Here is a 25955-nt window from a genome sequence, read left to right as displayed (position 1 = left end):
AGTTTGGTTTGAAATGATTAGCCCTTAGAAAGTTTAAGTTTCATACCGGGTTTTAGGCTATTAGTTCCCATATCATTCCAAGACCTCAAATTCTGTACCGTAACTCCCGGAAATTTTCTGGAAATGCTCCAAAGTGAATCTCCTTTTCTAACTGTATAGGTTTTGGCAGCTTTGTTTTGGCTATTTCCGGCAGAAGCATTTTGGCTGGTTACACCGGGCTTTCTGGGGTAAATAGTAAGATACTGCCCAATTCTAATATTATTGCCCCTAAGGTCGTTCCAACGCTTAATACTGCTTACCCCTACTCCATATCTTTCTGCAATTCTTCCTAAATAATCTCCACTTTTTACCCGGTACCTAATCTTATTTTCAGCTTTTACATATTCAGGAAGGGCTTTTTCTTTCTTTTCCAGCTCTTCTTTGGCAAAGTTATAGATGGCCGCCTCATTGCTTACAAAAGCACCGCTGGCAGTGGCAGGAAGTCTTATCATATAATCTTCACCTTCTATAAAAGGGATTACATCTAATTTATAGCTTGGGTTTAGAAACTGAAGCATCTCTTCTTCTACTCCGGTAACTTTAGAGATTTGTTCAAACGTAATTAATTGTTTTGCCTTAATTGTATCGGTTTCAAAAAAAGCAATTTCGGGGGCCGGGGGTTGAAAATTATGCTCGTTGGCATATTCAAAAAGATAAAGGGTAGCTAAAAAGGCAGGAACATAACCGGCAGTTTCCCTTGGTAAAAACCTTCTTAATTCCCAGTAATTATTAGATCCGCCGCTTCTACGAATTGCTTTTGAAACATTTCCGGGACCAGAATTATAAGAAGCCAATACCAAATCCCAATCTTCAAAAGTGCGGTATAGGTTTGCCAGATATTCTGCAGCGGCCTGGGTAGACTTCTGCGGATCCATACGCTCATCTACATAACTGCTAACATCCAAACCATGGGCTTTCCCGGTTCTATACATAAACTGCCAAAGCCCCGTAGCCCCTACCCAGGATTTTGCCCTTGGGTTTAAAGCAGACTCTACAATGGCCAGGTATTTAATTTCTAACGGAATATCATATCTATCCAATTGTTGCTCAAACATTGGAAAATAATATTCGCTTAACGCCATAAGGCGTTCCATAGCTTTCTTGTTCCGCTTTAAGTAAGAATTTATAACATTCTCCAAAACCGGATGGTATTGGACATTAAAAGGGGTACGCGCATTTAATTTGGCCAGCCTGGCCTTTAAAGTATCGGTGGGAAGTTCTTTATTTACGTGTTTTTCATACTCCTGTTCCCTAATGCTTTTATACATAGAGTTAAAAAGATCTGAATTGGTAAGCTGGGCCCGCCAAACAGAATCAATTTCGGCTGCACGAGGTAAATCTTGCAGCGATACCGCCGAAGAGTCCCTAATTACAGCCGAAATTGGTAATTTATCCCTGAATTCAGGGTCTGGATGAGCAAGAATAATTTCACTACTATCTACTTTTTGAAAGATCTGTACTCTAAAATTAGCTTTCTCTACCTGCTTTTTTTGGTTTTCTTCCTGCGCGTACAAGCTAATTCCAAAAAGTAATACAAGTGATAAAATTATATGCTTAACCATAATATTCAAGATTTTAAAAAGAACGTAAAATAGAACTATTTAGTACGTTTATTCTCCAATTGCCTGGATACCCGGCAGGGATTTTCCTTCTAACATTTCTAGCATAGCTCCACCACCGGTAGAAACATAACTTACCTTTTCGTCGAAACCAAATTTCTTAACGGCTGCAACAGAATCTCCACCTCCAACTAAAGAAAAGGCTCCGTTTTTAGTTGCTTCAGCAATTGAATCTCCCAGGGCTATGGTTCCTTTTGAAAATTTATCCATTTCAAATACCCCTAATGGGCCATTCCAAAGAATAATTTTCGATTTCTGTACTACAGCATCAAAGTTCTTAATGCTCTCAGGGCCCGCATCCAGTCCCATCCAGCCATCTGGAATTTCGTTTATCTTACTCACATCGGTAGAGGCCTGTTCAGAAAAGCTATCGGCAATAATAGCATCTACCGGAAGGTGCACTTCTACATTTTTAGCTTTTGCCTGCTTAAGTATTTGCAAAGCTAATTCCTGTTTATCTTCTTCTACCAAAGAATTTCCAATTTTACCGCCATTGGCAAGAATAAAAGTATAAGCCATTCCGCCTCCAATAATAAGATGATCTACTTTATCAAGAATATTCTCGATTACCGTAATTTTAGAAGAAACTTTAGCACCTCCTAATACCGCTGTGACCGGTTTTTCATCACTATGAAGCACCTTATCCAGGTTTTTTATCTCTTTTTCCAATAGGTAACCAAAGCATTTGTTATCAAAATACTTTGCTACAATAGTAGTTGAAGCATGAGCACGGTGAGCAGTACCAAAAGCATCGTTTACATAAATATCACCCAGTTTAGAAAGCTGCTCTGCAAAGTTTTCGTCTCCCGCTTTTTCTTCTTTATGGAATCTAAGGTTTTCTAATAAAAGTATTTCACCGGGTTTTAAATTATCGGCAGCGGCCTGAGCTTCTTCTCCAACACAATTATTCACAAATTTTGGCTCTACCCCAATAACTTCTGAAACTTTACTTACAATATTCTTTAAAGAATATTTTTCTTCCTGGCCTTCGGGCCTTCCTAAATGAGACATTAAAACTACGCTTCCACCATCTTCTAATACCTTAATAATAGTTGGTTTTGCAGCTTCAATCCTATTTGCATCGGTTACCTTTAAATCTTTATCTAACGGGACATTAAAATCTACTCTTATTAATGCTTGTTTATCTTTAAAATTAAAATCGTTTAAAGTCTTCATTTTCAAATTCTTTTTTTTACCAAATTATCTGGTTAGGTTGATTAACATTAAGTACAGTGTACTTTCAATAAGCCTGTACTATTTACAAATATAAATTTTTCCAAAGACATTAAAGTGTATATAAATTTTATATTTGCTTATGCTTTTTGAAGAAATAATAGGTTTACAGCATTTAAAGAAACATCTTACTACTACTGCCGATAATGGACGTGTGCCTCATGCGCAGTTATTTGTAGGAAAAACCGGTAGTGGCACTTTACCACTTGCCATTGCTTATGCACAATACATACTTTGTAAAAATAAGGAAGGCAGCAATAGCACCGGAAATAGTAATTGCAACGAACGCTTTAAAAAACTTGCACATCCAGATCTTCATTTTGCTTTTCCGGTTGCTGCCAATCAAAAAATAAAAAAACACCCGGTTTCTTCGCATTTTTTAGAAGAATGGCGGGAATTTGTAAATACAAATCCTTACGGAAGCTTATTTGAATGGTACCAAAAACTGGGAATTGAAAATAAGCAGGGCCAAATTGGGGTAGATGAAGCCCAGGAAGTTGTTAAATCTCTTTCTTTAAAGGCCTATGAAGGCGGATTTAAAATAATGATTATTTGGATGGCCGAAAAGATGAATACAGCAGCGGCCAATAAATTGCTTAAATTAATTGAAGAACCGCCAAATAATACGCTTTTTCTGTTAATAACTGAAGACGAGGAACAAATTATACAAACCATTAGGTCCCGATGTCAAAAATTGCATTTTCCCCCTTTACCTGAAGATGAAATTGCCTCGTTTCTAGAAAAAAATGAAAACTGTAGTAAACCTGCGGCTTTAAAAATTGCACACCAGGCCAATGGGAGTTATACCCGTGCTTTACATTTATTACAAAAAGATAGTAGCGATCAGCAATTTGAAACCTGGTTTATAAATTGGGTGCGTAGCGCTTTTAAAGCAAAAGGAAATAGAGCTACGGTTTTAGAACTTATTGCCTGGAGCGAAGAAATTGCCGGAATGGGTCGTGAATCGCAAAAAAGCTTTTTACTCTATTGTATAGACTTTTTTAGACAGGCCTTAATGTTAAATTACAAAGCCGAAAAACTGGTATATCTGGAGCCGGAGACACCGGGCTTTAAACTGGAAAAATTTGCTCCTTTTGTGCACGGCAACAATATTAAAGATATTATTACCGCTTTGGAAGAAGCCATTTATCACATAGAAAGAAACGGAAATGCAAAAATAATCCTTACCGACCTATCTATTAGATTAACCAGATATTTACATAAAAAAGCCGCTTAACAATATGGAAAACCTTTACGCAAATATTACCGAAATACTTATTCTATTATTTATTCTAATTACCTTTTTACAATCCGGGATAGATAAAGCCACCGATTGGAAAGGAAATACCGGTTGGTTAAAAGAACATTTTTCAGGAACCTTTCTTGCGGGCCAGGTGCCATTAATGGTAGGAATAATTATGATTATTGAAATAATTACCGGTTTTGCGGCCATTCTGGGAGCCATTTGGCTAATAGCCTATAACGACCCTACCATAGCGCTTTATTCGTGCATATTAGCCGCTATTACCCTTTTAATGCTATTATTTGGGCAAAGGGTTGCTAAAGATTATGCCGGTGCATTTACCATAACCGGATATTTTGTTGTGGTAATTTTTGGTGTTTTTTTAATGTCTTAAAATAGAATAGGCCTGAGAAGTTTTCTAAACTCGTCATCCTGAATTTATTTCAGGATCTAGGTAAAATTAACTTAGAAGCTGAAACAAGTTCAGCTTGACGAAAAGAATGACTTCTCAGACCTACTTAAAATCCTCAGAACCTCTATTTAGTTCTTATTATAAGTTTTATTCAAGTTATCCAGAATTTCCTGGGTTAGATCTTTTCCATCTTTCGCATACATTATATTTGCCGACTCGTTAGAGCCAAAAATATAAGTGTAACCATTCTCTTCCCCATAATCTGCTACATAATCTTTTACTTTATTTATAATAGAATCTATAACAGCGTCGCTCTGCTCTCTAAGTCTATTGCCCTGCATTTGCTGTTGTTGCTGAATTCTTTGTTGCTTTTGCATTAGTTCCTGCTCTTTTTCCTGACGCTGCGACTGCGACATAGAATTCATTTCCTGCTGGTAAGCCTGAACTTCTTGTTGAAATCCTCTGGCAATAGAATCTAGTTGCCTTTTTACTGAATCTGATTTAGAGGTAAAGTCGGCCTCTACATCTTTCATTTCTTTGTACTCTTGAATAAGTTTAGTGGTATCTACATAAGCTGTTTTTTCCTGGTCACAGGATGTTAATAAAACAGCAACTACCAAAATCATTAAAAATTTTTTCATCATTAGTTTAATTTATTTGCAGCAAATGTAGGCAAACTTAATTTTCAATATAAATCAAAATTAAGCTATAAACTGTATATAAGAAATACTTATATACAACTTAACTATAATAAATTAAACAAATAGAAATCAACTTAAATAGCTTAAGAATAAGCTAATTTCTAAGATAAAGACAGGTAAGGTATTGTGAATTCATTAAAAAGCGCTTAAACAAGCTTAAAATGCGAATTTTAAGTTTTTTGAAAGAAATAAACCAGTGAAGAATACTCTGAAGTGTTCTGTGCTTTTAAATTAGATTGCAAACCTATTTTAAATGCCCTCAACATATTTGGTTGTCCTGTTTTGTTTTTTTCGGAAAGCAGACTTACATAAAATGAATCGAAAACCAGAGGTTTTGTTTGAATCTTTTTAAAATTATGCTTTTTAAACAATTCGGTAATGCCTTGTTGGGAAAAATGCCAAAGATGTCTTGGCACATCATAAGCAGCCCAAAATTTGCGGTAATGCTTTGCATCAAAACTTTTAAAATTAGGAACGGCTATAACCGCTACTCCATTTGGTTTTAACAAACGAGCCAAATTTTCAATTTGAGAATCTAAATCTGGAACATGTTCTAAAACATGCCACATACTTATCACATCTAAAGAAGCATCTTTAAATTGAGTTAAATCTTCTTTAAGTTCAATCCCTTTTTCCTGGGCCAATTTTCTTGCCTGTGTATTTGGTTCCACTCCGGCAACATTCCATTCTTTCTTTTTTGCCGTCACTAAAAAATCACCTGTCCCTGCCCCGATGTCTAATAAGTTATTTCCTTTTGTAACTTTATGGATCCACTTCAATTTTTGTAGGAGCATAAAATTTTTAACTACATGATAAATTTTATCGGTAAAACTTTTACTGGCATCTGTATGAGAAATATAATCTTCACTTTGGTAATAAGCCGAAACATTTTCAGGTTTTGGAATGGTTTCCAATATCTCAAAATCGCTTCTTAATTGTAACCGAAATTCCTCACCGGAAACTAAATGATCTTTACAGATTACATGAAATTTTTTATTGGCCATTACATAAAATTTTGAACAGGGTTTTAAAATGTGATTTTCCCATTATTTCTTGAAAAGCATCCTATATAAAACTGCCATCCTTTTCAGAATGGCATCCTTTCAAATTACAAGAATTACACGCAAATAAAATAGCGATCTCTATTTAGATTTTTAATATAGTTTTAGGTTGCTATTCAATTTTATAAGATTCCAATTAATTCTGTAACCTAATCCATTTTAGAATTAAACAAGAATCGAGATTGAATATTTGAGTTATGAACCAAGCTAAATTTTAAAATCAATTAAACATACTTCTTCCTTAAAACAGTTTTATTAGTACTAATAAATACAGCTTTTAAGCTTCAATTTTTTAGACTTGTTCCACGTGGAACGTTTAAATTATCTCCCCATATAAACCAACAAAACCGAAATATCGTTAGGACTTACCCCACTTATTCTTGAGGCTTGTGAGATTGAAGTAGGCTGCACCTTTTTTAATTTTTCCCTGGCCTCAAACGACATAGATTTTATCTTAGAATAATCAAAGCCCTGAGGAATTCTTACATCCTCCAACCTATTCAATTTGTCGGCATTATTTTTTTCTTTTTCAATATAACCGGAATATTTTACCTGAATTTCGCTTTGTTCTAAAATCTCGGTATTCAAATTATTCTCTTGAATATATTCCTCTACCCCCGGAAATTTTCGAACATCATTCATGGTGATATTAGGCCGTGAAAATATTTTAAAAATCTTATCACTTTGTTTCATAGGCGAAGAATTATTCGCCTCTAAAATAGGGTTTGCATCGTCGTGAGAAACACTTTTATTTTTTAGAAATTTTACAAAATCGGTAGATTTCTGTTTCTTATCTTCCATCTTCCGCATACGTTCTTCAGATGCCAAACCTAATTTATAAGAGCGTTCAGTTAATCTAAAATCGGCATTATCCTGACGCAACAAAGTTCTGTATTCAGCACGAGAAGTAAACATTCTATAAGGTTCTTCAGTACCCTTTGTTATAAGATCGTCTATAAGCACCCCAATATATGCCTCGTTTCTTTTAATGATAAATTCGTCCTTCTCCTGAACTTTTAATGCGGCATTTATACCGGCCATTAAACCCTGGCAAGCGGCTTCTTCATAACCGGTAGTTCCATTAATTTGACCGGCAAAAAACAAACCATCTACCAGTTTAGTTTCCAGAGTATGCTTTAATTGCGTTGGCGGGAAATAATCGTATTCAATAGCATAACCGGGTCTAAAGAATTTCACATTTTCAAAGCCAGCCACAGAGCGCAAAGCTTTAAATTGTATATCTTCCGGAAGCGATGTAGAAAAACCGTTTACATACACCTCAACAGTATTCCAACCTTCGGGTTCAACAAAAAGCTGGTGCCTGTCCTTATCGGCGAATCGATTAATTTTATCCTCAATACTTGGACAATACCTAGGACCTATACTTTGAATCCTCCCATTAAACATAGGCGATCTATCAAAGCCATCTTTAAGAATATTATGTACTTCAGGAGAAGTATAAGTCATATAACAGGAACGCTGTTTTTCTAAAGACTTAGTTTCGTCTAAAAACGAAAATTTAGTAGGTTGATCATCACCGGGTTGTTCTATCATTTTAGAATAATCCAAAGACCTACCATCAACCCTTGGAGGAGTTCCGGTTTTCATTCTCCCCGATTCAAAACCTACATCAACCAAATCTTTTGTAATACCTGTGGCAGCTCTTTCTCCTGCTCTACCCCCACCAAAATTCTTATCGCCAATATGAATTAAGCCATTTAAAAAAGTACCGTTGGTTAAGACTACAGATTTAGCTTTAATTTCTAAACCAAGTGAGGTTTTCACCCCCTTTATTTTATCTCCTTCCAGGATTAAACCGGCTACCATTTCCTGATAAAAATCTAAATTAGGTGTTTGCTCCAGGCGTAATCGCCAATGCTCAGCAAACATCATCCTATCACTCTGCACACGGGGACTCCACATAGCAGGACCTTTAGATTTATTTAGCATTTTAAATTGAATAGCACTGGTATCACTCACCAAACCGCTATAGCCACCCATAGCATCAATCTCCCGCAAAATTTGCCCTTTTGCAATTCCACCCATAGCGGGATTGCAACTCATTTGCGCAATATTTTGAAGATTCATAGTTACCAATAAGGTTTTTGAGCCCATATTAGCAGCCGCAGCCGCAGCTTCACTTCCTGCGTGCCCAGCACCTACAACTATAACATCATATTCACTTTCGAACATAAAATTTCTTCTTTCTAAATTTATTGTTCCACGTGGAACAATGCAATCTTTTCGTCTTCCTTCTGTCGCATTAAAGCAGCTTCACTTTCAGTTTTATCACGATATCCACATAGGTGCAAAATACCATGAGCCATAACCCGCTTTATTTCCTGGTTAAACTCAACTTTGTATTCCCTAGCATTTTCAACCACCCTATCGGTACTAATAAAAATATCACCATTAAGCTCATTCCCTTCGGTATTATCAAACGAGATAATATCGGTATAGGTGTCGTGATTTAAAAATTTAAGATTGATCTTATGCAGATAATCGTCATCACAAAAAATATAATTGATTTCTCCCAGGTCCTTTTCCTCTGAAGCAATTACATTTCTTATCCAGGAATCAATCTTGTTTTCATCCTGAAGTTCAAAATCGTTTTCCGAAAAAAAATTAATTATCTGTTCGCTCAAAATAATTTTTTATTTTTTGTTTATAAATTTGCCGCAAAGGTAAGCTTTGTCTATTTAAAATTTCGATAGAATTAAAATATTCTTTAGCCTTAATACTTTGATCTTTAGCAGAATTATTAAATTCTTTTAGGTTGGTCTCAGATTCCCGTTTGTTATTTCTTCCCTGTTGCAAAAGTGCATCTTCCAATTCCATTAGTTGGTGTTCCAATTTTAGCAATTGTTGAAGATTTTTCGCATCAAAGCCTTTGTTAAGCAATTGCTCTTCAGCCTTCCTCATTTCCCTTTCAATTTGCTTGCCCTGTACAGAACCATTTTTCTTATTTAAGTCCTGCAATCTTTGCCTGAGTTGTTGCTGTTCTTTATAAATTTCATAGAGTTGTTCCATTTCTCCTTCCCCCATTCCCTCTCCAGGCCTTTTACCTTCCTGCTGTTCTCCATTTCTCTGCTGTTGCTGTTCCTGGAAATCTTTATTAATTTCCTGTTGTTTTTTAATAATATCCTGAAGTTGAAAATCTGACTGCTCCCCCTGCCCTTTTCCTAATTGCGGATTGGCCTGTTGTTGCATCATAGCTAAAATTTCACTTAACATAACGCCCAAATCATTAGCACCGGTAATTACATATTGTTGACTGGCCGTGCCACGAGACAATTCATTTTCTGCCAGCCGTTCCAGGGATTTATCAATTTCAAATTCAATATCGGTTAAGTTTTTTGTTATATTCTCTGTAATCATAGGGTTGCTTAAGGCCAGGGAATACAAACTATCGTCTATATGTCTAAAATTTTCTCGAAGATCGCTTTGCCTTCTAAGCTTAGAAGCATAGCCCGGGTTGTCTATATCAATCTTATTAAAAACTTCAAACAAATCTTCCTGCTGAAAAGAAAAGGTGACTAAATTATCCAATATTTGTCGTAGTGTTTCGATATCTGCTTTTAATGCTTCTCCACTTTGTTGCATAGAGCGTTGCTGCATTTTTCGACTCATTTCCTCCATTTGTTGTGCAGCATTTTTTTGCTTCTCTTTTGTCTTTTGCTCGTTACCACTTTCAATATTCTCTTCTGCTTCCTTTAATTCATTTTTTATACTTTCTTCGTCAACATCATCCCGGGGAAGATCTTTTGGCTTTTGCAATTGATTATTATCCTTTTCCAACTGATCCATTTCCTCACGGAATTCTTCAAATTCTGCTGAAATTTCCTGCTGTTTTTTAAGTTTATCTACATCAGAATTTTCTGATAATTTCTCTTGTCTTTCTGAAAGTTCAGATAAATCCCTGGATAATTTTTGTAGTTTTTCTTCTACATAATATTGCTTCGTCAATTCCAGAAGTTGCTCTAAATTTCGTTCTTCACTTTGATTTCTTTTAGACAATTCTTCCAATTTTTCTCCTAAGTCTTCCCGGTTAATCTTATCGGCTATTTTTTGTAATTCATCTAATAAGGCTTCGTTTTCCTGTAAGCGCTTTTCATTTCTATCTAAACGCTTTTTCAATTCTTCTTCTTCGGGAGAATTTGTATTGAATTCATCCTGATTTTGCTCAAAGCTATTCTTGAGTTTTTCAGAATAATTCCGCATCATTTCCGATTGTTGCTTTTGTCGCTGAATAAAATTTTCAAGTTTTTTACGCTGATTATAATCCAGATTTATGTTCTCCTTCTGAAGTCTATTGAGTTCCTCCAACTCTTCTTCTGAAGATTTTATATTCTCCAGGCTTTCGCTAAGTTTATTTATAGATTCGCCCTGCTCTTCTAATTGCTCCTCCTCTATTTCGGCCGCGGTTTGTTTTCTATAACTAAAAATGGAACTTTTGCTGCTCTTACTTCCATTCACACCATCATTATCCCAAACTTTAAAATAAAAATTATAGGTCTCTCCCGGTATTAAATCTAAATTTCCGGGAAACGTATAGTGAAAATCATCAAAAGCAGCTTTAGAAATTAAGATTTCCTGCTTTTTAACACTATCTACCTTATTATCAATATAATAAATCAAATTCAAGCTATTTAAACCATAATCATCTGAAAGTTTACCATAGAAATATTGGGTACGACCGTCAATACTATCTATTTTCTGCTGAATTTCAATTTTGGGATATTCATCTTTAATTACATTTATAGAATAGTCTATTGCTTCAAAGTTTTTAATGGAAGTATTTGATGTACTAAGACTGTAGTTTAAATTAGAATAAAGGCTTTGGGAATACTGAACATTTGTATTTTGAACCGGTAATTTTATCAACGAATCTTTAGTCGAAAAATTAACTATTCCAGTATTTCTGGTCATAAAATCCCAGGTAATTTTTGTGCCTTCCGGAACAGTTATATTTCCTGAACCATTTATGCTATCGCTTCGTCTTCCTATATAATTGGGATAAGTAAGTTTTAAATTGAAATCTAATAATTTGGGTACTTTTAATGTTTTAAGCGTATAAGTTTTAGAATTTATTCCATTGGCATGTAATCTAAATTGTAAATCATTCTGAAGTCGTTTAAATGTATATTCAAAACTTCCGGGCGCGATTTGTTTTAAAAAATAGGTTTGGTTGTTGTAAGAAATTTCAGGCTTTTCGGGAATAATATCTCCTTTTGTTTTTACCAGGATTTTATATTCAGAAAATTCCCTGGCCTTTAAAGAATCATTCAAGATTATAAATTCAAATGGTGCAGGGGCTTCAAATTGAGTATTATATTTTGCCAGTCGGTCCAGAGGCGCAGCCACAAGATTTATATTGCCGCTTACCAAAAGACCTAAAATCAAAATCAGTGGAAATAAAGCGTATTTTAAATATTTTTTATTCTCTTTATAATCTACGGCACGGGTAAAAGGAACCTTGTTTAATTGAGCCGATTTTTGTTCAATTCCTGCTAACAATAATTCTGATTGATGCGTATCTTTTTTTAGCTGAAGTATATTCAATAATTTGTCATTCACCTCAGGAAAATGTGCTCCTATTATTCTTGAAGCTTCTTCATTGCTTATCCCTTTAGAAAATTTAAAAAGTTTCGTTATGGGCATTAAAACAAAGTAGCCCAAAAGCATTGCCTCTACCCCAATAAAAATCCAAAAAAGAAAAGTTCTTGCTGCCGGTTCCAACCAAAAATAATGTTCAATAGCTAACACCACCAAAAAATAAAGCAAACCAATGCCCAGGAATAAGATTACTCCTTTTAGCAATTTATTCAGGTAAAACTTCCTGATAAAGCCTGCCAACTTTCCTTTAATTTGTTTAAAATTTTCCATAATCAAAGCTTAAAAATACAACAATTTTAGCGGAGGTAAATTATATCATGGCAAGCCATCGAGGCATTAAACGTAAAGTTTTTTGTTTTAAGACAAATCTAAAAGTCCGGATAAAGTCATCGGGATTAATCTAGATTATACAGTAATTTCTACGGAGTATTGATAAGACTCTCATTAGGTTTCGTTTAATAAGGTTGTATCTTTGCAATTAAAAAACAAAATAACATATGCCTGCTAAAGTTCGCGTGCGTTTTGCGCCAAGTCCAACCGGCCCTTTACATATTGGAGGGGTTAGAACGGCTTTATATAATTATTTATTTGCCAAAAAACATAAGGGAGATTTTGTATTGCGTATAGAAGATACCGATCAAAACCGATATGTAGAAGGCGCCGAAGATTATATTGTTGAATCCCTAAATTGGTGCGGAATTCCTTTTGATGAAGGTCCGGGGAAAGAAGGTGATTATGGTCCCTACCGCCAAAGTGAACGCAAAGATATTTATAAAAAATATGCCGAAGAACTTATAAAAAAAGATTTGGCCTATTATGCGTTTGATACTGCCGAAGAATTAGATGCACATAGAAAAGAGCATGAAGAAAATGGGAAAACTTTTATCTACAATTGGCATAACCGAATGAAATTGCAGAATTCCCTTGCCCTTTCTGAAGATGAAGTGAGAGATAAGTTAGATGCCGATGAGAATTATGTAATAAGGTTTAAATCTCCAGAAGATGAAATGCTTCACATATCAGATGAAATTCGAGGTGAAATGGAAATTGATACCAGCACTTTAGACGATAAAGTTTTATTTAAAAGTGATGGAATGCCAACCTATCACCTAGCGAATATTGTAGACGATCATTTAATGAAAATCTCTCACGTAATACGTGGTGAAGAATGGTTGCCATCGTTAGCACTTCATTTTATGTTATACCGAGCTTTTGGATGGGATGCACCTAAATTTGCCCATTTACCGCTTATTTTAAAACCACAGGGAAAAGGTAAATTAAGCAAAAGAGATGGAGATAAGTTAGGTTTCCCGGTATTTCCACTGGAATGGAAAGATCCAAATTCAGGAGAAATTTCGGCAGGCTATAGAGAAGATGGCTATTTTCCGGAAGCTGTCACCAACATGCTGGCCTTTTTAGGATGGAATCCGGGGACTGAGCAGGAATTCTTTAAACTAAACGAACTGGTTGAAGCTTTTGAAATAGACCGTGTACATAAAGGCGGAGCTAAATTTGATCCAGAAAAGACCAAGTGGTTTCAGCAACATTATATGCATGAAGCAGATGAAAAAGTAATCGCTGAAAAACTGGAAAAAATAATTGAGAAAAAGGAAATTGAAGTTTCTTCAAACTATGTTTTAAAAGTAGTAAGCTTAATGAAAGAGCGTGCTGTTTTTGTAAATGATATATGGGAACAGGGTTATTTTTTCTTTATTGCCCCTACTTCATATGATCCTAAAAATGCAAAAAAAGCCTGGAAAGAAGGTACGGCCAGTTTGATGCAGGAATTAATTGAGGTATTAAAAGAACAGGAAGATTTTAAAGCCGAAGCCGTACAGGCCGAAGTAAAAGCCTGGATACAACAAAAAGAAGTTGGTTTTGGAAAAGTAATGCAGCCTTTTAGGTTAGCCCTGGTGGGTGCTATGCAGGGACCCGATCTTTACGAAATTGCCGAAATGATAGGCAAAGAAGAAAGTATTTCCCGCTTGCAAAAAGCAATAGAAACACTGGGATAAATTAATTCAGGTTTACATATAAAAGTAGGCTGTCTGAAAAGTCTATTCTCGTCAAGCTGAACTTGTTTCAGCTTCTAACAGGTTTTTAATTACCAACACGTTAGATCCCCGATAAAGAATCGGGGCAGGCTTTGAAATAAATTCAAGATGACGGTTTTAAAACCTTTTCAGACAGCTTCGACCTTTTCTAGGTTTTTTAAACAGCCTATTTTTTATTCTTAACCTCTACCGCATAGCTAACTAAACTACCCGGCTGGGAACCCCTAGCCATTATTTTTGGAAAATATAATTTGATTTTTAGGCAAGCCCTGTAATCTTAAACTCAATTATCGAGCAAAGTTTCACTATATTAGAGAACAATCAAACTATAAAATTCTACTATGCTTAGTTATCTTTTTCTCCCCATTGCTATTATTTTAATACTATTGATTCTTTTTAGCGGGATTTTTACCGTGCGACAGCAAAAAGCCGCGATCATTGAACGCTTTGGAAAATTTAGAAGTATTAAAAACTCCGGACTTCATTTAAAAATTCCTGTAATAGACCAAATTGCCGGTAGAATTAATTTAAAGGTACAGCAACTTGATGTGTTGGTAGAGACCAAAACCAAGGATAATGTATTTGTTAAGCTAAAAATTTCGGTACAATTTCAGGTAATTAGAAACAATATTTACGATGCTTTCTATAAACTGGAAAGCCCATCAGATCAAATTACGTCCTATGTTTTTGATGTAGTGCGGGCCGAAGTTCCAAAAATGATTTTGGATGATGTTTTTGAACGCAAAGATGATATTGCAATTGCGGTTAATCGTGAGCTCAATCAATCTATGCAAGATTATGGTTATAACATCATTAAAACGCTTGTAACAGACATAGATCCCGACGAACAGGTAAAGCAAGCCATGAACCGAATAAACTCGGCAGAACGCGAGAAAGTGGCCGCAGAATACGAAGGAGAGGCCGAAAGAATACGCATTGTCGCCAAAGCACGAGCCGAAGCAGAGAGCAAACGTTTACAAGGGCAGGGAATTGCCGACCAGAGAAGGGAAATTGCCAGAGGCCTTGAAGAAAGTGTAGATGTATTAAATAATGTTGGGATAAACTCTCAGGAGGCATCAGCTCTAATTGTGGTAACTCAACATTACGATACTTTGCAGGCCATTGGTGAAGAAACCAACAGCAATCTTATTTTATTGCCTAATTCTCCACAGGCAGGAAGCGATATGCTAAATAATATGGTGGCTTCTTTTACAGCATCTAACCAAATTGGAGAAGCTATGCGCAAAAAAAATGAAGAAATTGAACAGGGAAAAAAGGATCAGGATAATTCGAAAAGGAGATAAATAAAACTCTTCTTGCGTAAGTAAAGTATCTCAGGGCAAGCCCACAAGGTATTCATTGAAAACAAATTTTTAATTTCTAGGCAAACCTCTGGATATTATACCCTTTGGCGATACCAAATAAGAAAGGTTTGAAGCTTTATTTTTCTATCATAAGTCAATCTGAATTTATTTCAGAATCTAACTTTTTAGAACTCCAAACAAATTCCGGAGCAGGCTCTGAAACAAGTTCGAATTGATGGGAAAAATAAACTTTCAAACCTTTCTTCAATATCTATAAGAAGTGGTCTAAGTCTTTACTTTAGCGGTTACTTTCTTTAACCCGGTAATCTTTGTTACGGCTTTAAGTATTAGGGCTTTTTGTAAAATTGATCCAAACATACTTCCGGCAAGGGATAAGGGAGATAGCGAGCTTTTAACCTGCGCTACATTCAATTTTATTTCTTCCTGATCTATTTTTGTTTGCAGCTTCAGAATTTCCAAATCCCTATCTATTTCTTTAAATGAACTGTATTCCTTCATAATAGTTAGTCATTAAAAAATTTCCTAGAAGCCTTTACCAACAGTAATTTTTCAATTGGTTTTTTTCCGAAAAGAAAGATTAATATAAAAATTAAAAAATAGAAACCTCCAACAATAAAATAACCGGCACTGGGAGAACCAATAGCCTGGCTAATTAAAATTGCCAATGCCACGGAAACGAGGATTACGGCGAAAATGAAAAAAATACCCAATAAAATACCAAACACGAGACCTGTAGCCCCTTTCATTGCCTGTTTAAAGAATTGGAGTTTATAATATTCGGAATTGCTATGTGCAAATGCCTTTAAATTATAATTTAACTCATCTATACTATTAGATAGTTTTTCAAAAGCCATAAAAATGTTTCTCTATACTACTGCTTTGTTAGGTTTATCCTTTCCATCCCCGTCTTTCTGTAATTTGGCATTTTGCTTTCTAAGCTCTTCCAATTTAGTTTCCATAGCCGAAAGAATATCATCGGCCTTATGACTTGCTGAGGAAAGGGTTTCTTCTAAACGCGTTTCAAAATCTACACGAGCTTGCTTTGCTTTTTCGGTTAAATTAGAAGAAGTTTCAGCATACTTCTTATTCAGTTTATCCTGAGCTTTTTTAGACTCGTCCTTCAATTTTTTACGGGTTTTATCACCGCTATCGGGAGCATATAATATACCTATACCAGCTCCAATTGCAGCCCCGGTAATCAATGCTAATAGTGTATTTCCTGTATTTGCCATAATAGTTTTTTATTAGTTAAGTTAATACTAAATCCAAATATACAAGATGGATAAAGCGAATGCTGTTAATAACCGGTTAATATGTTAAAATGCTTTACTAAATTATTCTTAAAAAGCAACTTAACCAAATCAACACCAACTTATTTCTTTTTTGCCCAGGAATCTCTTAAGCCTACTGTACGATTAAAAATAGGCTGCCCTTCTTTAGATTCTTTATCCACACAAAAATATCCGATGCGTTGAAACTGAAATTTATCCTGAATCCCGGCCGTTTTTAAACTAGGTTCTACATAGGCATTTATTACTTTAAGAGAATCTGGATTAACAAATTCCATAAAGTCTTTTTCTTTATCGCCATCTGGATTTTCTACACTAAATAAACGGTCGTAAAGCCTTACCTCGGTTTCCAGTGCGTGTTTGGCAGATACCCAATGCAAGGTGCCCTTTACCTTTCGCATAGATTCTTCGGTCCCACTTCCACTCCTACTCTTTGGATCGTACGTACAATGAATTTCGGTTATATTTCCTTCGGCATCTTTTACAACATCTTCGCCCTTTATTATATAGGCATTCTTTAACCTAACTTCCTTTCCTAAGGTTAACCTAAAAAACTTTCTATTGGCACTTTCTTTAAAATCTTCTTTTTCTATATAAAGCTCTCTTGAAAAGGGCAGTTCCCTGCTCCCGGCCGACTCATCTTCCGGGTTATTTTCGGCTTCCAACCACTCTTCTTTACTTTCGTCGTAATTAGTAATTACTAATTTTACAGGATCTAAAACACCCATAACCCGTGGTGCTGTTTTATTAAGATCTTCACGGGCACAAAATTCTAAATGTGCCACGTCTATCATATTCTCGCGTTTTCCAACTCCTATAGAATCGGCAAATTTTCTAATAGCATTTGGTGTATAGCCCCTTCTTCTTAATCCCGAAATGGTAGGCATTCTAGGATCATCCCAGGATTTTACCACGCCTTTTTCTACCAGTTGCATAAGCTTTCGTTTACTTACTACGGTATGGCTTAGGTTTCTTCTTGCAAATTCTCGTTGCTTGGGCTTCAATTCCCCTTCCTTACTAACTTTTTCAATAAACCAATTGTACAATTCGCGATGTGGTAAAAATTCTAGAGTACAAAAAGAATGAGAAATACTTTCAATAAAATCGCTTTCTCCGTGGGCCCAATCGTACATTGGATAAATTTTCCAGTTATCTTTGGTACGATGGTGGTTTTTATGTAAACATCTATACATCACCGGATCCCGCATAAGCATGTTAGGTGATTCCATATCTATTTTGGCTCTTAGAACGTGACCACGTTCGGGAGTTTCGCCATTTTTCATCTGCTCAAAAAGCTCAAGATTTTCTTCTACAGAACGTTTTCTATACGGACTTTCCTTCCCGGGTTCGGTGGGAGTTCCTTTTTGCAAGGCAATTTCTTCAGAAGTTTGGCTATCTACGTACGCATCGCCATTCTTAATCATTTCAACAGCCCAGTCGTATAACTGCTGAAAATAATCTGATGCATAACATTCCTTCTCCCATTTAAATCCCAGCCACAACACATCTTCTTTAATGGCATCTACATACTCCTGCTCTTCTTTGATAGGATTGGTATCGTCAAATCTAAGATTTACGGGAGCATTATATTTTTCTCCCAAACCAAAATTGAGACAAATAGAAGAAGCGTGCCCAATATGCAGGTAACCATTGGGCTCTGGTGGAAACCTGAATTTTAATTCTTCTCTTTTGTGGGTATTTTGAAGATCTTCTTCTATAATTTGCTCAATAAAATTGAGTCCTTTTTTTTCTTCGGCCATAATTTATAATATCAGGAACTTCCGGGTTTGGGAAGTTAAATCACACAATTATTTATAATTTTCTATATCCCTTATTTGAGGTTATAAAGCGCAAAGTTACCAAAAAATAGATCGCCCGGCCCAAGCTTTCCAAAACAAGAAATAATATATTTATAATCTATAAGAAAAATCAAAAACTTAGTATGCCAGAAATTTTACGTATCATTTTTTACGCGGCTTTTTCCGGAATTACTGTATTTTTTGGAGGGGTATTATCCTATTTCTTTTGGAAGAAATTTTCTAACAATAGACGAACTGAAGAAGTTAATCATTTTGTTATTGCCTTTGGTGGGGGTATTATATTAGCTGCTCTTGCATTGGTGCTAATTCCTAAGGGAATAGAAGAATTAGAATTAGGGCCACTCATTCTGTGCTTTACAGCAGGCACTTTGATTTTCTTTTATCTGGATAAAAAAATAGAACAATCTGGAAGCAGGTATTCCCAACTTATAGCCATGTTATTAGATTTTATTCCTGAAGCCCTTGCCCTGGGAGCTATTTTTGCTAACGATAGAAAAACAGGCATGTTATTGGCGATTTTTATCGGACTTCAAAATTTACCCGAATCATTTAATTCCTACCAGGATCTTATAGCCAATAAATTTGAACCTAAAAAAGCACTTAGCATCCTGTTTTTATTAAGTTTTATGGGAATAATCGGCGCTGTTACCGGATTTTATTTACTTCAGGATTTGCCAAAAGTAACTGCAGGTATTATGACTTTTGCCAGTGGAGGAATATTATATTTAATTTTTCAGGATATTGCCCCAAATGTTACATTGAAAAAAACCTGGTTACCGGCACTTGGCGCAAACCTTGGTTTTTTAATAGGAATAATTGGCGAAAAACTTATTCATTAATAAAATTGATAGTATGCACCTGCCAACTTATCTTTGCAAGCTATTCTTGTGTATTTTTAAGAAATAATACGGCATAAAAAACGCCAGTATTCAATAAAAAATAATCTTTTGGGAAGTATAAAATTAAGAAATATTCGGGTTTTTGCCTACCACGGCTGCCTTGATGAAGAAGGGAAAATAGGAAGTGATTATCGCGTAAACCTTAAAGTAAAAGGCGATTTATCTCACTCTGCCAAGACCGATAACCTGGCAGATACCATAGACTATGTACATTTAAATAAGATTGTAAAAGAAGAAATGGCCATTAGATCTAAACTTTTGGAAACCGTGGCCGAACGAATTTTAAATCGCGTTTTAGATGAAATAATACTGGTACAAAAGGTAAAGGTAGAAGTTTCTAAAATTAATCCTCCCATTGGTGGAAATGTGGCTATGGTAAGTGTTATTAGAAGTAAATCCCGTTAGTTTTAGGTTAAAAGCGGTGTAGGAATCATAAAATTTTGACTTAAATTAAGAGTCATTTTAAAATCGCATAATCATCTTGAAGCTGGGAGATAGTTTTATTTTTTAAACTTAAAATTTTTATTACATTTGCCAACCCTTAAACAGGGCATCGTGGCCGAGTGGCTAGGCAGAGGTCTGCAAAACCTTGTACAGCGGTTCGAATCCGCTCGATGCCTCAAAAAAGCTCCTTATTTAAAGGGGCTTTTTTTATGTTTTAATTTTACCTCTGAGCATTGTACCCTTTGGCGCTGCCAAAAAAATTGAATCAGAAAAATTTTATATATCCGGAAATTAGGTTTAATCAGGAATGCTATCGTTTGGGGTAATAGATTCAATTTGATCTTTAATACCATCAACCTGGTTTGGAAATACCCCCTGAAATATAAGAACACCGCCAAAAACAATTAATAAAATACTAATTCCTTTTTTCATAAGATAAATCCTGGTGGGTGTGAGTTTTCGGTTTAATTTTTTGGCTAGTAGAATTTTAAAAATATCCAGTACAAGGTAAGTACCTAAAACACTTCCGAAGAAAACCATTATTCTATCCTGCTCCATATTGAGTTTTGGGCCAAAGACAATAATTAAACCCAACCAGAAACCCAACACACCTATATTGATAAAATTAAGTAGAAATCCTTTTACGGCTAAGCCAAAATAATCGCTTTTACTGAGCTTTCTTATCTCGGGTGTATCATCTTCCTGCTTAAGTACTTTTTTAGTCTGTACAAAGCTCATAACACCGTATGTAGCGAGAATCATACCGCCAAATAGAAATAAAGCAGGATCGTCTTTAATACGGGAAAGTAATTTTGTAGTACTTAAATAAGCGATTAAAAGGAAAACAATATCGGCAAGAATTACTCCAACATCAAACGCAAAAGCAGCTCTAAATCCTTTAATGGCGGCGGTTTCCAGTAATACAAAGAAAACCGGACCTAATAAAAAAGCTAAAAAAAGACCTAAAGGTAAGGCTGCTAATACATCCTGAAACATACAATTGTATTATTTTACAAATGTAAACTTTTAGTTTTTTCTAACTACTTTACCGCCAAACAAGGTATTTTGGTCTATGGTTTTAGGATTACCATATACGTTTACCGTGCCCCCTGCCCTCACTTTTGCTTCTACTTTTTCACTAGCAGTAATATCGGCAACTCCGCCTGCATTTATACTAATTTCGGTATTTTCAGAAAGTAGATTTTTGGCGTAAAACTTTCCACCTGTGTTGATATCTACTTCCTGATCTTTGGTTTTGCCCTGCACCTCTATTTGCGCACCCGTGTTAGCATCTACATACAAATTTTTAAGATTTACATCGGCAAAAATATCGGCGCCTTCTGAGGCATTAAGATGAAGTAACTCCTGCTTTAGTTTAGAGGTTATTTGAATAGAGGCGTTTTGGCGGGCATCTATTTTCTCTAGTTTTTTAAATTGAATGGTGATTTGAGTATCATCGTTATCTAGAATTTCATCAATACTCATCCTTACTTTTAAAATTCCATTATCAATTTTAAATTTTACATCGGTTCTATTTTCACCGGTAACAGTTGCTTTATTTTGCGAAGCTTCTTTTAAAATAACATCCAATCCGTTATAAACTTTAATTTCATTAAAGTCTTCCAAATCCTGCGTTAGCTCCTGTGCGCTTAGCATACCAGCACTTAACAAAAACAGTACTAAAAAATAATTTTTCATCTTTATATGTTTTATGTGAAACTGAAACGAGTTCAACTATTCCTATTTTAATATCAACGAATTAATTTCTAAAATAAGTTTAAGGTGATTCCATAATTTTTTTAGTATTCACCTATCACAATCTGCCGGGCTTTTAGGTTTATTCTTCTTTCTTACCAATTAAGGTAAAATCCAGGTGTTTTTTTACTAAATCGGCATTTTTAACTTTTACAATCACCTCATCACCAAGTTGATATACTTTTTTTGTTTTTCTACCAACAATAGCATAATTATCTGCATCAAAATCGTAATGGTCTCCTTCAATGTCCCGCAGGCGAATCATCCCCTCACACTTATTCTCGATAACTTCTACAAAAATACCAAAATCTGTTACTCCCGAAATAACCCCCAGAAATTCCTTATCCTGGTGATCTTGCATAAATTTCACCTGCATATATTTTAAAGAATCCCTTTCGGCATTAGAAGAAAGATTTTCCATTTCGCTGCTATGATGGCATTTTTCGTCGTATTCCTCTTCTTTTGCCGAATCCTTGCCGTCTAGATATCGCTGTAGTAACCTATGTACCATCACATCTGGATATCTTCTAATGGGCGAAGTAAAATGCGAATAATAGTCGAAAGCTAAGCCATAGTGTCCAATATTTTCGGTCCCATAATAAGCTTTGCTCATAGTTCTAATGGCCAGGGTATCTACTAAATTCTGTTCTTTCTTTCCCTGAACATCTTTTAATAACTGGTTTAAAGAAGATGAAACGGTTTTTCGGTTTTTAAGGTTTAAACCGTGGCCAAATCTTGATACCAAATTGTTTAAAGAAACCAATTTTTCTTCATCGGGTTCGTCGTGGCAACGATAAATAAAGGTTTTCTTTTGTTCCTGTTTGCCAATAAATTCAGCCACTTTTCGGTTTGCCAAAAGCATAAATTCTTCAATAAGCTTATTGGCATCTTTGGCCGTTTTGAAGTAAACCCCCACAGGATCGTTTTCTTCATCCAGTTGAAATTTCACTTCTACTTTATCAAAAGAAATAGCACCCTGACGCATTCTAACCGAACGCATTTTTTTAGCCATTTTATCCATTGTTAAAATTGCTTCAACAATTTCATCTTTAACGGTATAGGCCTTGTCCTGAATAGAAATTTCCTCAGGAATATCCCCTTTGCCGGTTTCAATAATTTGCTGTGCTTCTTCGTAAGCAAATCGGGCATCCGAATAAGTGACCGTTCTACCGTACCACTCGTTTACTACTTTGTTATTTTTATCTATTTCAAAAACCGCCGAAAAAGTATATTTCTCTTCATTTGGCCTTAAAGAACAGGCATTATTAGAAAGCACTTCGGGTAACATGGGTACTACTCGATCTACCAGGTAAACCGAAGTGGCACGTTCGTAAGCTTCGTCGTCCAGTATGGTACCGGGTTGCACATAATATGAAACATCGGCAATATGAACTCCAACTTCTACATTGCCATTTTCTAATTTTTGAAAACTTAAAGCATCGTCAAAATCTTTGGCATCGGCAGGATCTATGGTTAAAGTCAATACATCTCGCATATCCCTACGCTTTTTGATTTCGTCTGGCTTGATAGAAGTATCTATTTTATTTGCAAATTCTTCTATTTCCTCCGGAAATTCGTGGGGTAAACCATATTGGGCAAGAATAGAGTGAATTTCGGTATGGTGTTCTCCCGGTTTACCCAGTACCTGAACAATGTTACCAAAAGGAGAATCGGCCTTTTCGGGCCATTCTTCCAGTTCTACAACTACTTTATCGCCATCTTTTGCCTCACCCATTTTGTTCTTTTGAACAAAAATATCGGTATACATTTTTGGATCTGACATTACTACAAATCCAAAGTCTTTTTGCATTTCGAGAACCCCTACAAATTCGGTTCTTTTTCTTTTTACAATTTTTGTTACCTCCCCTTCAGACTTTTTACTTCGCCTTCGGTTATAAATGTAAATTTCTACTTCATCACCATTAAAAGCAGTGTTTAGGTCCCTGGCAGAGATAAAAACATCATCTTCTAATTCGTCTACCATCGCATAGGCATAACCTTTTGTAGTCATATCTATCACTGCACGGTAATAATCGTTACTTTTTGCAATTTTAAATTTTCCGCGCCCATCTTCTTCTATTTGCTTCTTTGCAGCCAATTGGGCTAATTTCTTTATTATATTATTTCTACTCCTGGCGTCGTTAACACCCAGTTTAGCAGCAATTTGCTTGTAATTAAAGGTTTTTCCAGCATCCTTTCTTAGGATATCTAAAATACTTTTGGAAAGATTACCCTGGTATTGGGATTTGTTTTTTTTCTTTTTACTCATTTCAATATTTAAAGTATAAAATTAAGGCTTCTGCATTACATTACAGGTATTTGAGATTAAAGTTTTGTTAAGCAGGCTAAAATTCATCTTTACTTAAAAAAATTCACATTTCATTAACATAAAATAATAACTAAGTGAAAACCCTTAATTTTTGTAAATCAGGAATTAAGAGAAGTGCAAATACTTAATTTTTTCTTAATTTTAATTTAAGCTTAATTACTTGCTTTAGCCCCATCTTTGAAATACTTTTTAATCTTGTTTGTATGAATAAAGCTAAAAGAATATCACTCCTTTTTGTTCTTATTTTTCTCTTTGGATTGATAGGATTTGCTTTATCTATAAATATTTCCTTAAACCGAAAAAACAAAGTTAATATCAAATCTGCCCAACTGTATATGGATCAAACAGTTAGTTATTCTAAAAAACCGGTTTACTATTTAAATTAATTCAAAACACTTAAAAACAGACACTTAAGACCTCTATAAACTATATTTCTACCTACTTTCAGTATAGTTTATTTATTCGTAGTTCTTTAAGCCTTATAACTCTCTCATCAATTTTAAAAATCAACCAAATTTTATTTTTTAGCATAGCAGTCAATGTTATTAACAATATATATAATTATCTTTTTTTCTTCTTTTTTTAAAAATTAAAACTAATGATTATTATAGGCTGTTAATTTGTGGCATAATTTTTTTGAGTTTTTCTTGGTTTTTAAGTTAGTTAAGTTTGATAACAACTTATTAACATACTTCTAAAACTGTAAAGAACTGAAAATCTAGCTATTTTAATATTTACTTAACAAAAGTTAATAATCGACTCTTAATATCTTATTGGGATAATTAGAAATAAAAATACTGTTTATAACCTGTTTTTATATGCTGATAACTTCTCCAAAAATAACCGACTTATTATTTGATTTACCGGTTAAAATTTTCCTATTGAAAATTAAATTCAATGGCACAAATTAATTTCTAAGTTTCTCATCAATGCTTATCCACAATATAATGTCAATACTAAAGCCTTGATTTATAAGAGTATTTAAAAAGTAATTAACAATTGAAAATAGCGGTGTTACTAAGTGGTTTTTTTACCTTTGCGCAGCTAAAACATTAATTATGAAAATTGCAATAGGAAACGATCACGCCGGTACCGGATACAAGAAAAAAGTTGTTGATTACCTTAAAAATAAGGGGATAGAGGTTATTAACTATGGTACAAATAACGACGATAGTGTAGATTACCCAGATTTTGTACATCCGGTAGCCCACGATGTTGAAAACCAAAAAGTAGATTTTGGAATTATTATTTGCGGTAGCGGAAATGGTGCTAATATGACGGCCAATAAACACCAGGGTGTACGTTCTGCTTTATGTTGGACGGCCGAAATTACTAAACTGGCAAGAGAACACAATAATGCCAATGTTTTGAGTATTCCCGCCAGGTTTGTATCAGAACCCCAGGCAGTAGATATGGTAAAAGTTTTCCTTGAAACAGCTTTTGAAGGTGGAAGACACCAAAAACGAGTAGATAAAATTCCGGTTGAAAACTAGAATTTGTTGTTATAATTGAGACTGTCTGAAAAGTATAATTGCGTCAAGCTTAACTTGTTTCAGCTTCTAACCTATTTTGAATATCAACAATTTAGGTTCTGAAATGAATTAAGAATGACGATTAAAAAACTTTTCAAACAGTCTCTTTCTTTTATTGTTTTGGAACACATATTATAGGAAAAATATGGAGATTCTTATTAAAGATTTCAATGAACTTAGTCTTGAAGAGCTTTACCAAATATTGCAACTTAGGTCTGAAGTTTTTGTGGTAGAACAGGATTGTGTTTACCAGGATATAGATGGGAAAGATCAAAATGCACTACATATTTTAGGCATTAAGAATGGAAAAGTAGTTGCCTATACGCGCTGTTTTGATAAAGGATTTTATTTTGAAGAAGCCGCTATTGGCCGGGTGGTGGTACATAAAGCTGAACGTGCTAATGCTTACGGCCATCTTATACTAAAAGCTTCGGTAGAAGCTATTAAAGACCGTTTTAATACCGAAAATATCAAGCTTTCTGCCCAAAAATACTTAACCCATTTTTATGAAAGCCATGGCTTTGTTCAAACCGGTGAGGCTTACCTTGAAGATGGAATTCCACATATTGCAATGATAAAATAAA

General features: G+C 35.0%; 22 protein-coding genes and 1 tRNA gene. 9 read left to right on the top strand and 14 right to left on the bottom strand.

The features are described 5' to 3' along the window. Positions 1–17: 17 nt before the first annotated feature. Together I6U50_RS09945 and I6U50_RS09940 are read right to left on the bottom strand one after the other, a co-directional pair. Complete coding sequence (locus I6U50_RS09945; RefSeq protein WP_198629586.1) at positions 18–1601, bottom strand: lytic transglycosylase domain-containing protein; 1584 nt, start codon at positions 1599–1601, stop codon at positions 18–20. A gap of 48 nt (positions 1602–1649) precedes the next feature. Continuing rightward, positions 1650–2834 carry a phosphoglycerate kinase gene (locus tag I6U50_RS09940; RefSeq protein ID WP_193712303.1) on the bottom strand — a complete coding sequence of 395 codons (1185 nt, stop codon included), beginning with the start codon at positions 2832–2834 and terminating at the stop codon, positions 1650–1652. Positions 2835–2973: 139 nt separating this feature from the next. Between I6U50_RS09940 and I6U50_RS09935 the strand changes: the two genes are divergently transcribed. Continuing rightward, a complete protein-coding gene (locus I6U50_RS09935; protein WP_193712302.1) occupies positions 2974–4128 on the top strand; it encodes a DNA polymerase III subunit in 1155 nt (384 codons plus the stop codon). Between the two features lie 4 nt (positions 4129–4132). Next, complete coding sequence (locus tag I6U50_RS09930; protein WP_198638729.1) at positions 4133–4528, top strand: DoxX family protein; 396 nt, start codon at positions 4133–4135, stop codon at positions 4526–4528. Between the two features lie 146 nt (positions 4529–4674). On the opposite strand, the gene I6U50_RS09925 is transcribed toward I6U50_RS09930, so the two are convergent. The 5 genes from I6U50_RS09925 to I6U50_RS09905 form a co-directional block, all read right to left on the bottom strand. Continuing rightward, positions 4675–5190 carry an OmpH family outer membrane protein gene (locus tag I6U50_RS09925; RefSeq protein WP_317192023.1) on the bottom strand — a complete coding sequence of 172 codons (516 nt, stop codon included), beginning with the start codon at positions 5188–5190 and terminating at the stop codon, positions 4675–4677. Between the two features lie 227 nt (positions 5191–5417). Continuing rightward, positions 5418–6251: a class I SAM-dependent methyltransferase gene (locus I6U50_RS09920; protein ID WP_198638728.1), complete on the bottom strand. Its 834-nt coding sequence runs from the start codon at positions 6249–6251 to the stop codon at positions 5418–5420. Between the two features lie 378 nt (positions 6252–6629). After that, complete coding sequence (gene mnmG, locus I6U50_RS09915; RefSeq protein ID WP_198638727.1) at positions 6630–8501, bottom strand: tRNA uridine-5-carboxymethylaminomethyl(34) synthesis enzyme MnmG; 1872 nt, start codon at positions 8499–8501, stop codon at positions 6630–6632. Positions 8502–8521: 20 nt separating this feature from the next. Beyond that, on the bottom strand, positions 8522–8941 hold the full coding sequence (gene ybeY / locus I6U50_RS09910) for an rRNA maturation RNase YbeY (RefSeq protein WP_198638792.1): 420 nt from the start codon (positions 8939–8941) through the stop codon (positions 8522–8524). Continuing rightward, entirely contained in the window at positions 8934–12194 is a 3261-nt protein-coding gene (locus tag I6U50_RS09905; RefSeq protein WP_198638726.1) for a DUF4175 family protein, read from the bottom strand. Before I6U50_RS09905 ends, ybeY begins: the two co-directional genes overlap by 8 nt. Before the next feature lie 227 nt (positions 12195–12421). On the opposite strand from I6U50_RS09905, the gene gltX reads away from it, so the two are divergent. Continuing rightward, the gene (gene gltX / locus I6U50_RS09900) at positions 12422–13939 is read left to right on the top strand and encodes a glutamate--tRNA ligase (protein WP_198638725.1); all 1518 of its coding nucleotides are present in this window, start codon (positions 12422–12424) and stop codon (positions 13937–13939) included. A gap of 380 nt (positions 13940–14319) precedes the next feature. Further along, entirely contained in the window at positions 14320–15282 is a 963-nt protein-coding gene (locus I6U50_RS09895; RefSeq protein ID WP_193712296.1) for an SPFH domain-containing protein, read from the top strand. A 285-nt stretch (positions 15283–15567) separates the two neighbouring features. Here the strand turns inward: I6U50_RS09895 and I6U50_RS09890 are convergent, their stop codons facing one another. The 4 genes from I6U50_RS09890 to I6U50_RS09875 all read right to left on the bottom strand — a co-directional run bounded on the left by I6U50_RS09890 (position 15568) and on the right by I6U50_RS09875 (position 18352). After that, positions 15568–15801: a DUF6327 family protein gene (locus I6U50_RS09890; protein ID WP_193712295.1), complete on the bottom strand. Its 234-nt coding sequence runs from the start codon at positions 15799–15801 to the stop codon at positions 15568–15570. A gap of 5 nt (positions 15802–15806) precedes the next feature. Beyond that, positions 15807–16157, bottom strand: coding sequence for a phage holin family protein (locus tag I6U50_RS09885; protein WP_193712294.1), 351 nt, complete (start codon positions 16155–16157; stop codon positions 15807–15809). Between the two features lie 12 nt (positions 16158–16169). Then, positions 16170–16535 (bottom strand): YtxH domain-containing protein, encoded by a 366-nt coding sequence (locus tag I6U50_RS09880; RefSeq protein ID WP_193712293.1) that lies wholly within the window; start codon positions 16533–16535, stop codon positions 16170–16172. Positions 16536–16675: 140 nt separating this feature from the next. Further along, the gene (locus tag I6U50_RS09875) at positions 16676–18352 is read right to left on the bottom strand and encodes a glutamine--tRNA ligase/YqeY domain fusion protein (protein ID WP_198638724.1); all 1677 of its coding nucleotides are present in this window, start codon (positions 18350–18352) and stop codon (positions 16676–16678) included. 182 nt (positions 18353–18534) lie between these two features. On the opposite strand from I6U50_RS09875, the gene I6U50_RS09870 reads away from it, so the two are divergent. From I6U50_RS09870 to I6U50_RS09860, 3 genes are all read left to right on the top strand, one after another. Next, positions 18535–19251 carry a ZIP family metal transporter gene (locus tag I6U50_RS09870; RefSeq protein WP_198638723.1) on the top strand — a complete coding sequence of 239 codons (717 nt, stop codon included), beginning with the start codon at positions 18535–18537 and terminating at the stop codon, positions 19249–19251. Between the two features lie 108 nt (positions 19252–19359). Then, positions 19360–19716: a dihydroneopterin aldolase gene (gene folB, locus I6U50_RS09865; protein ID WP_193712290.1), complete on the top strand. Its 357-nt coding sequence runs from the start codon at positions 19360–19362 to the stop codon at positions 19714–19716. A gap of 144 nt (positions 19717–19860) precedes the next feature. Further along, a tRNA-Cys gene (locus tag I6U50_RS09860) sits at positions 19861–19931 on the top strand. A gap of 121 nt (positions 19932–20052) precedes the next feature. Here I6U50_RS09860 and I6U50_RS09855 read toward each other — a convergent pair. The 3 genes from I6U50_RS09855 to rnr form a co-directional block, all read right to left on the bottom strand. After that, the gene (locus tag I6U50_RS09855) at positions 20053–20751 is read right to left on the bottom strand and encodes a LysE family translocator (RefSeq protein WP_198638722.1); all 699 of its coding nucleotides are present in this window, start codon (positions 20749–20751) and stop codon (positions 20053–20055) included. A 30-nt stretch (positions 20752–20781) separates the two neighbouring features. Beyond that, positions 20782–21453, bottom strand: coding sequence for a head GIN domain-containing protein (locus I6U50_RS09850; RefSeq protein ID WP_198638721.1), 672 nt, complete (start codon positions 21451–21453; stop codon positions 20782–20784). Between the two features lie 139 nt (positions 21454–21592). Next, positions 21593–23779, bottom strand: coding sequence for a ribonuclease R (gene rnr / locus I6U50_RS09845; RefSeq protein ID WP_198638720.1), 2187 nt, complete (start codon positions 23777–23779; stop codon positions 21593–21595). A gap of 1118 nt (positions 23780–24897) precedes the next feature. On the opposite strand from rnr, the gene rpiB reads away from it, so the two are divergent. Both rpiB and I6U50_RS09835 read left to right on the top strand, forming a co-directional pair. Then, a complete protein-coding gene (rpiB, locus tag I6U50_RS09840) occupies positions 24898–25332 on the top strand; it encodes a ribose 5-phosphate isomerase B (protein WP_193712286.1) in 435 nt (144 codons plus the stop codon). A gap of 184 nt (positions 25333–25516) precedes the next feature. Next, positions 25517–25954, top strand: coding sequence for a GNAT family N-acetyltransferase (locus I6U50_RS09835; RefSeq protein WP_198638719.1), 438 nt, complete (start codon positions 25517–25519; stop codon positions 25952–25954). The last annotated feature ends 1 nt before the right edge of the window (position 25955 follow it).

Source organism: Salegentibacter maritimus, assembly GCF_016236975.1.
GTDB lineage: Bacteria > Bacteroidota > Bacteroidia > Flavobacteriales > Flavobacteriaceae > Salegentibacter > Salegentibacter maritimus.
This window is presented reverse-complemented; position numbering and strand designations above follow the sequence as displayed.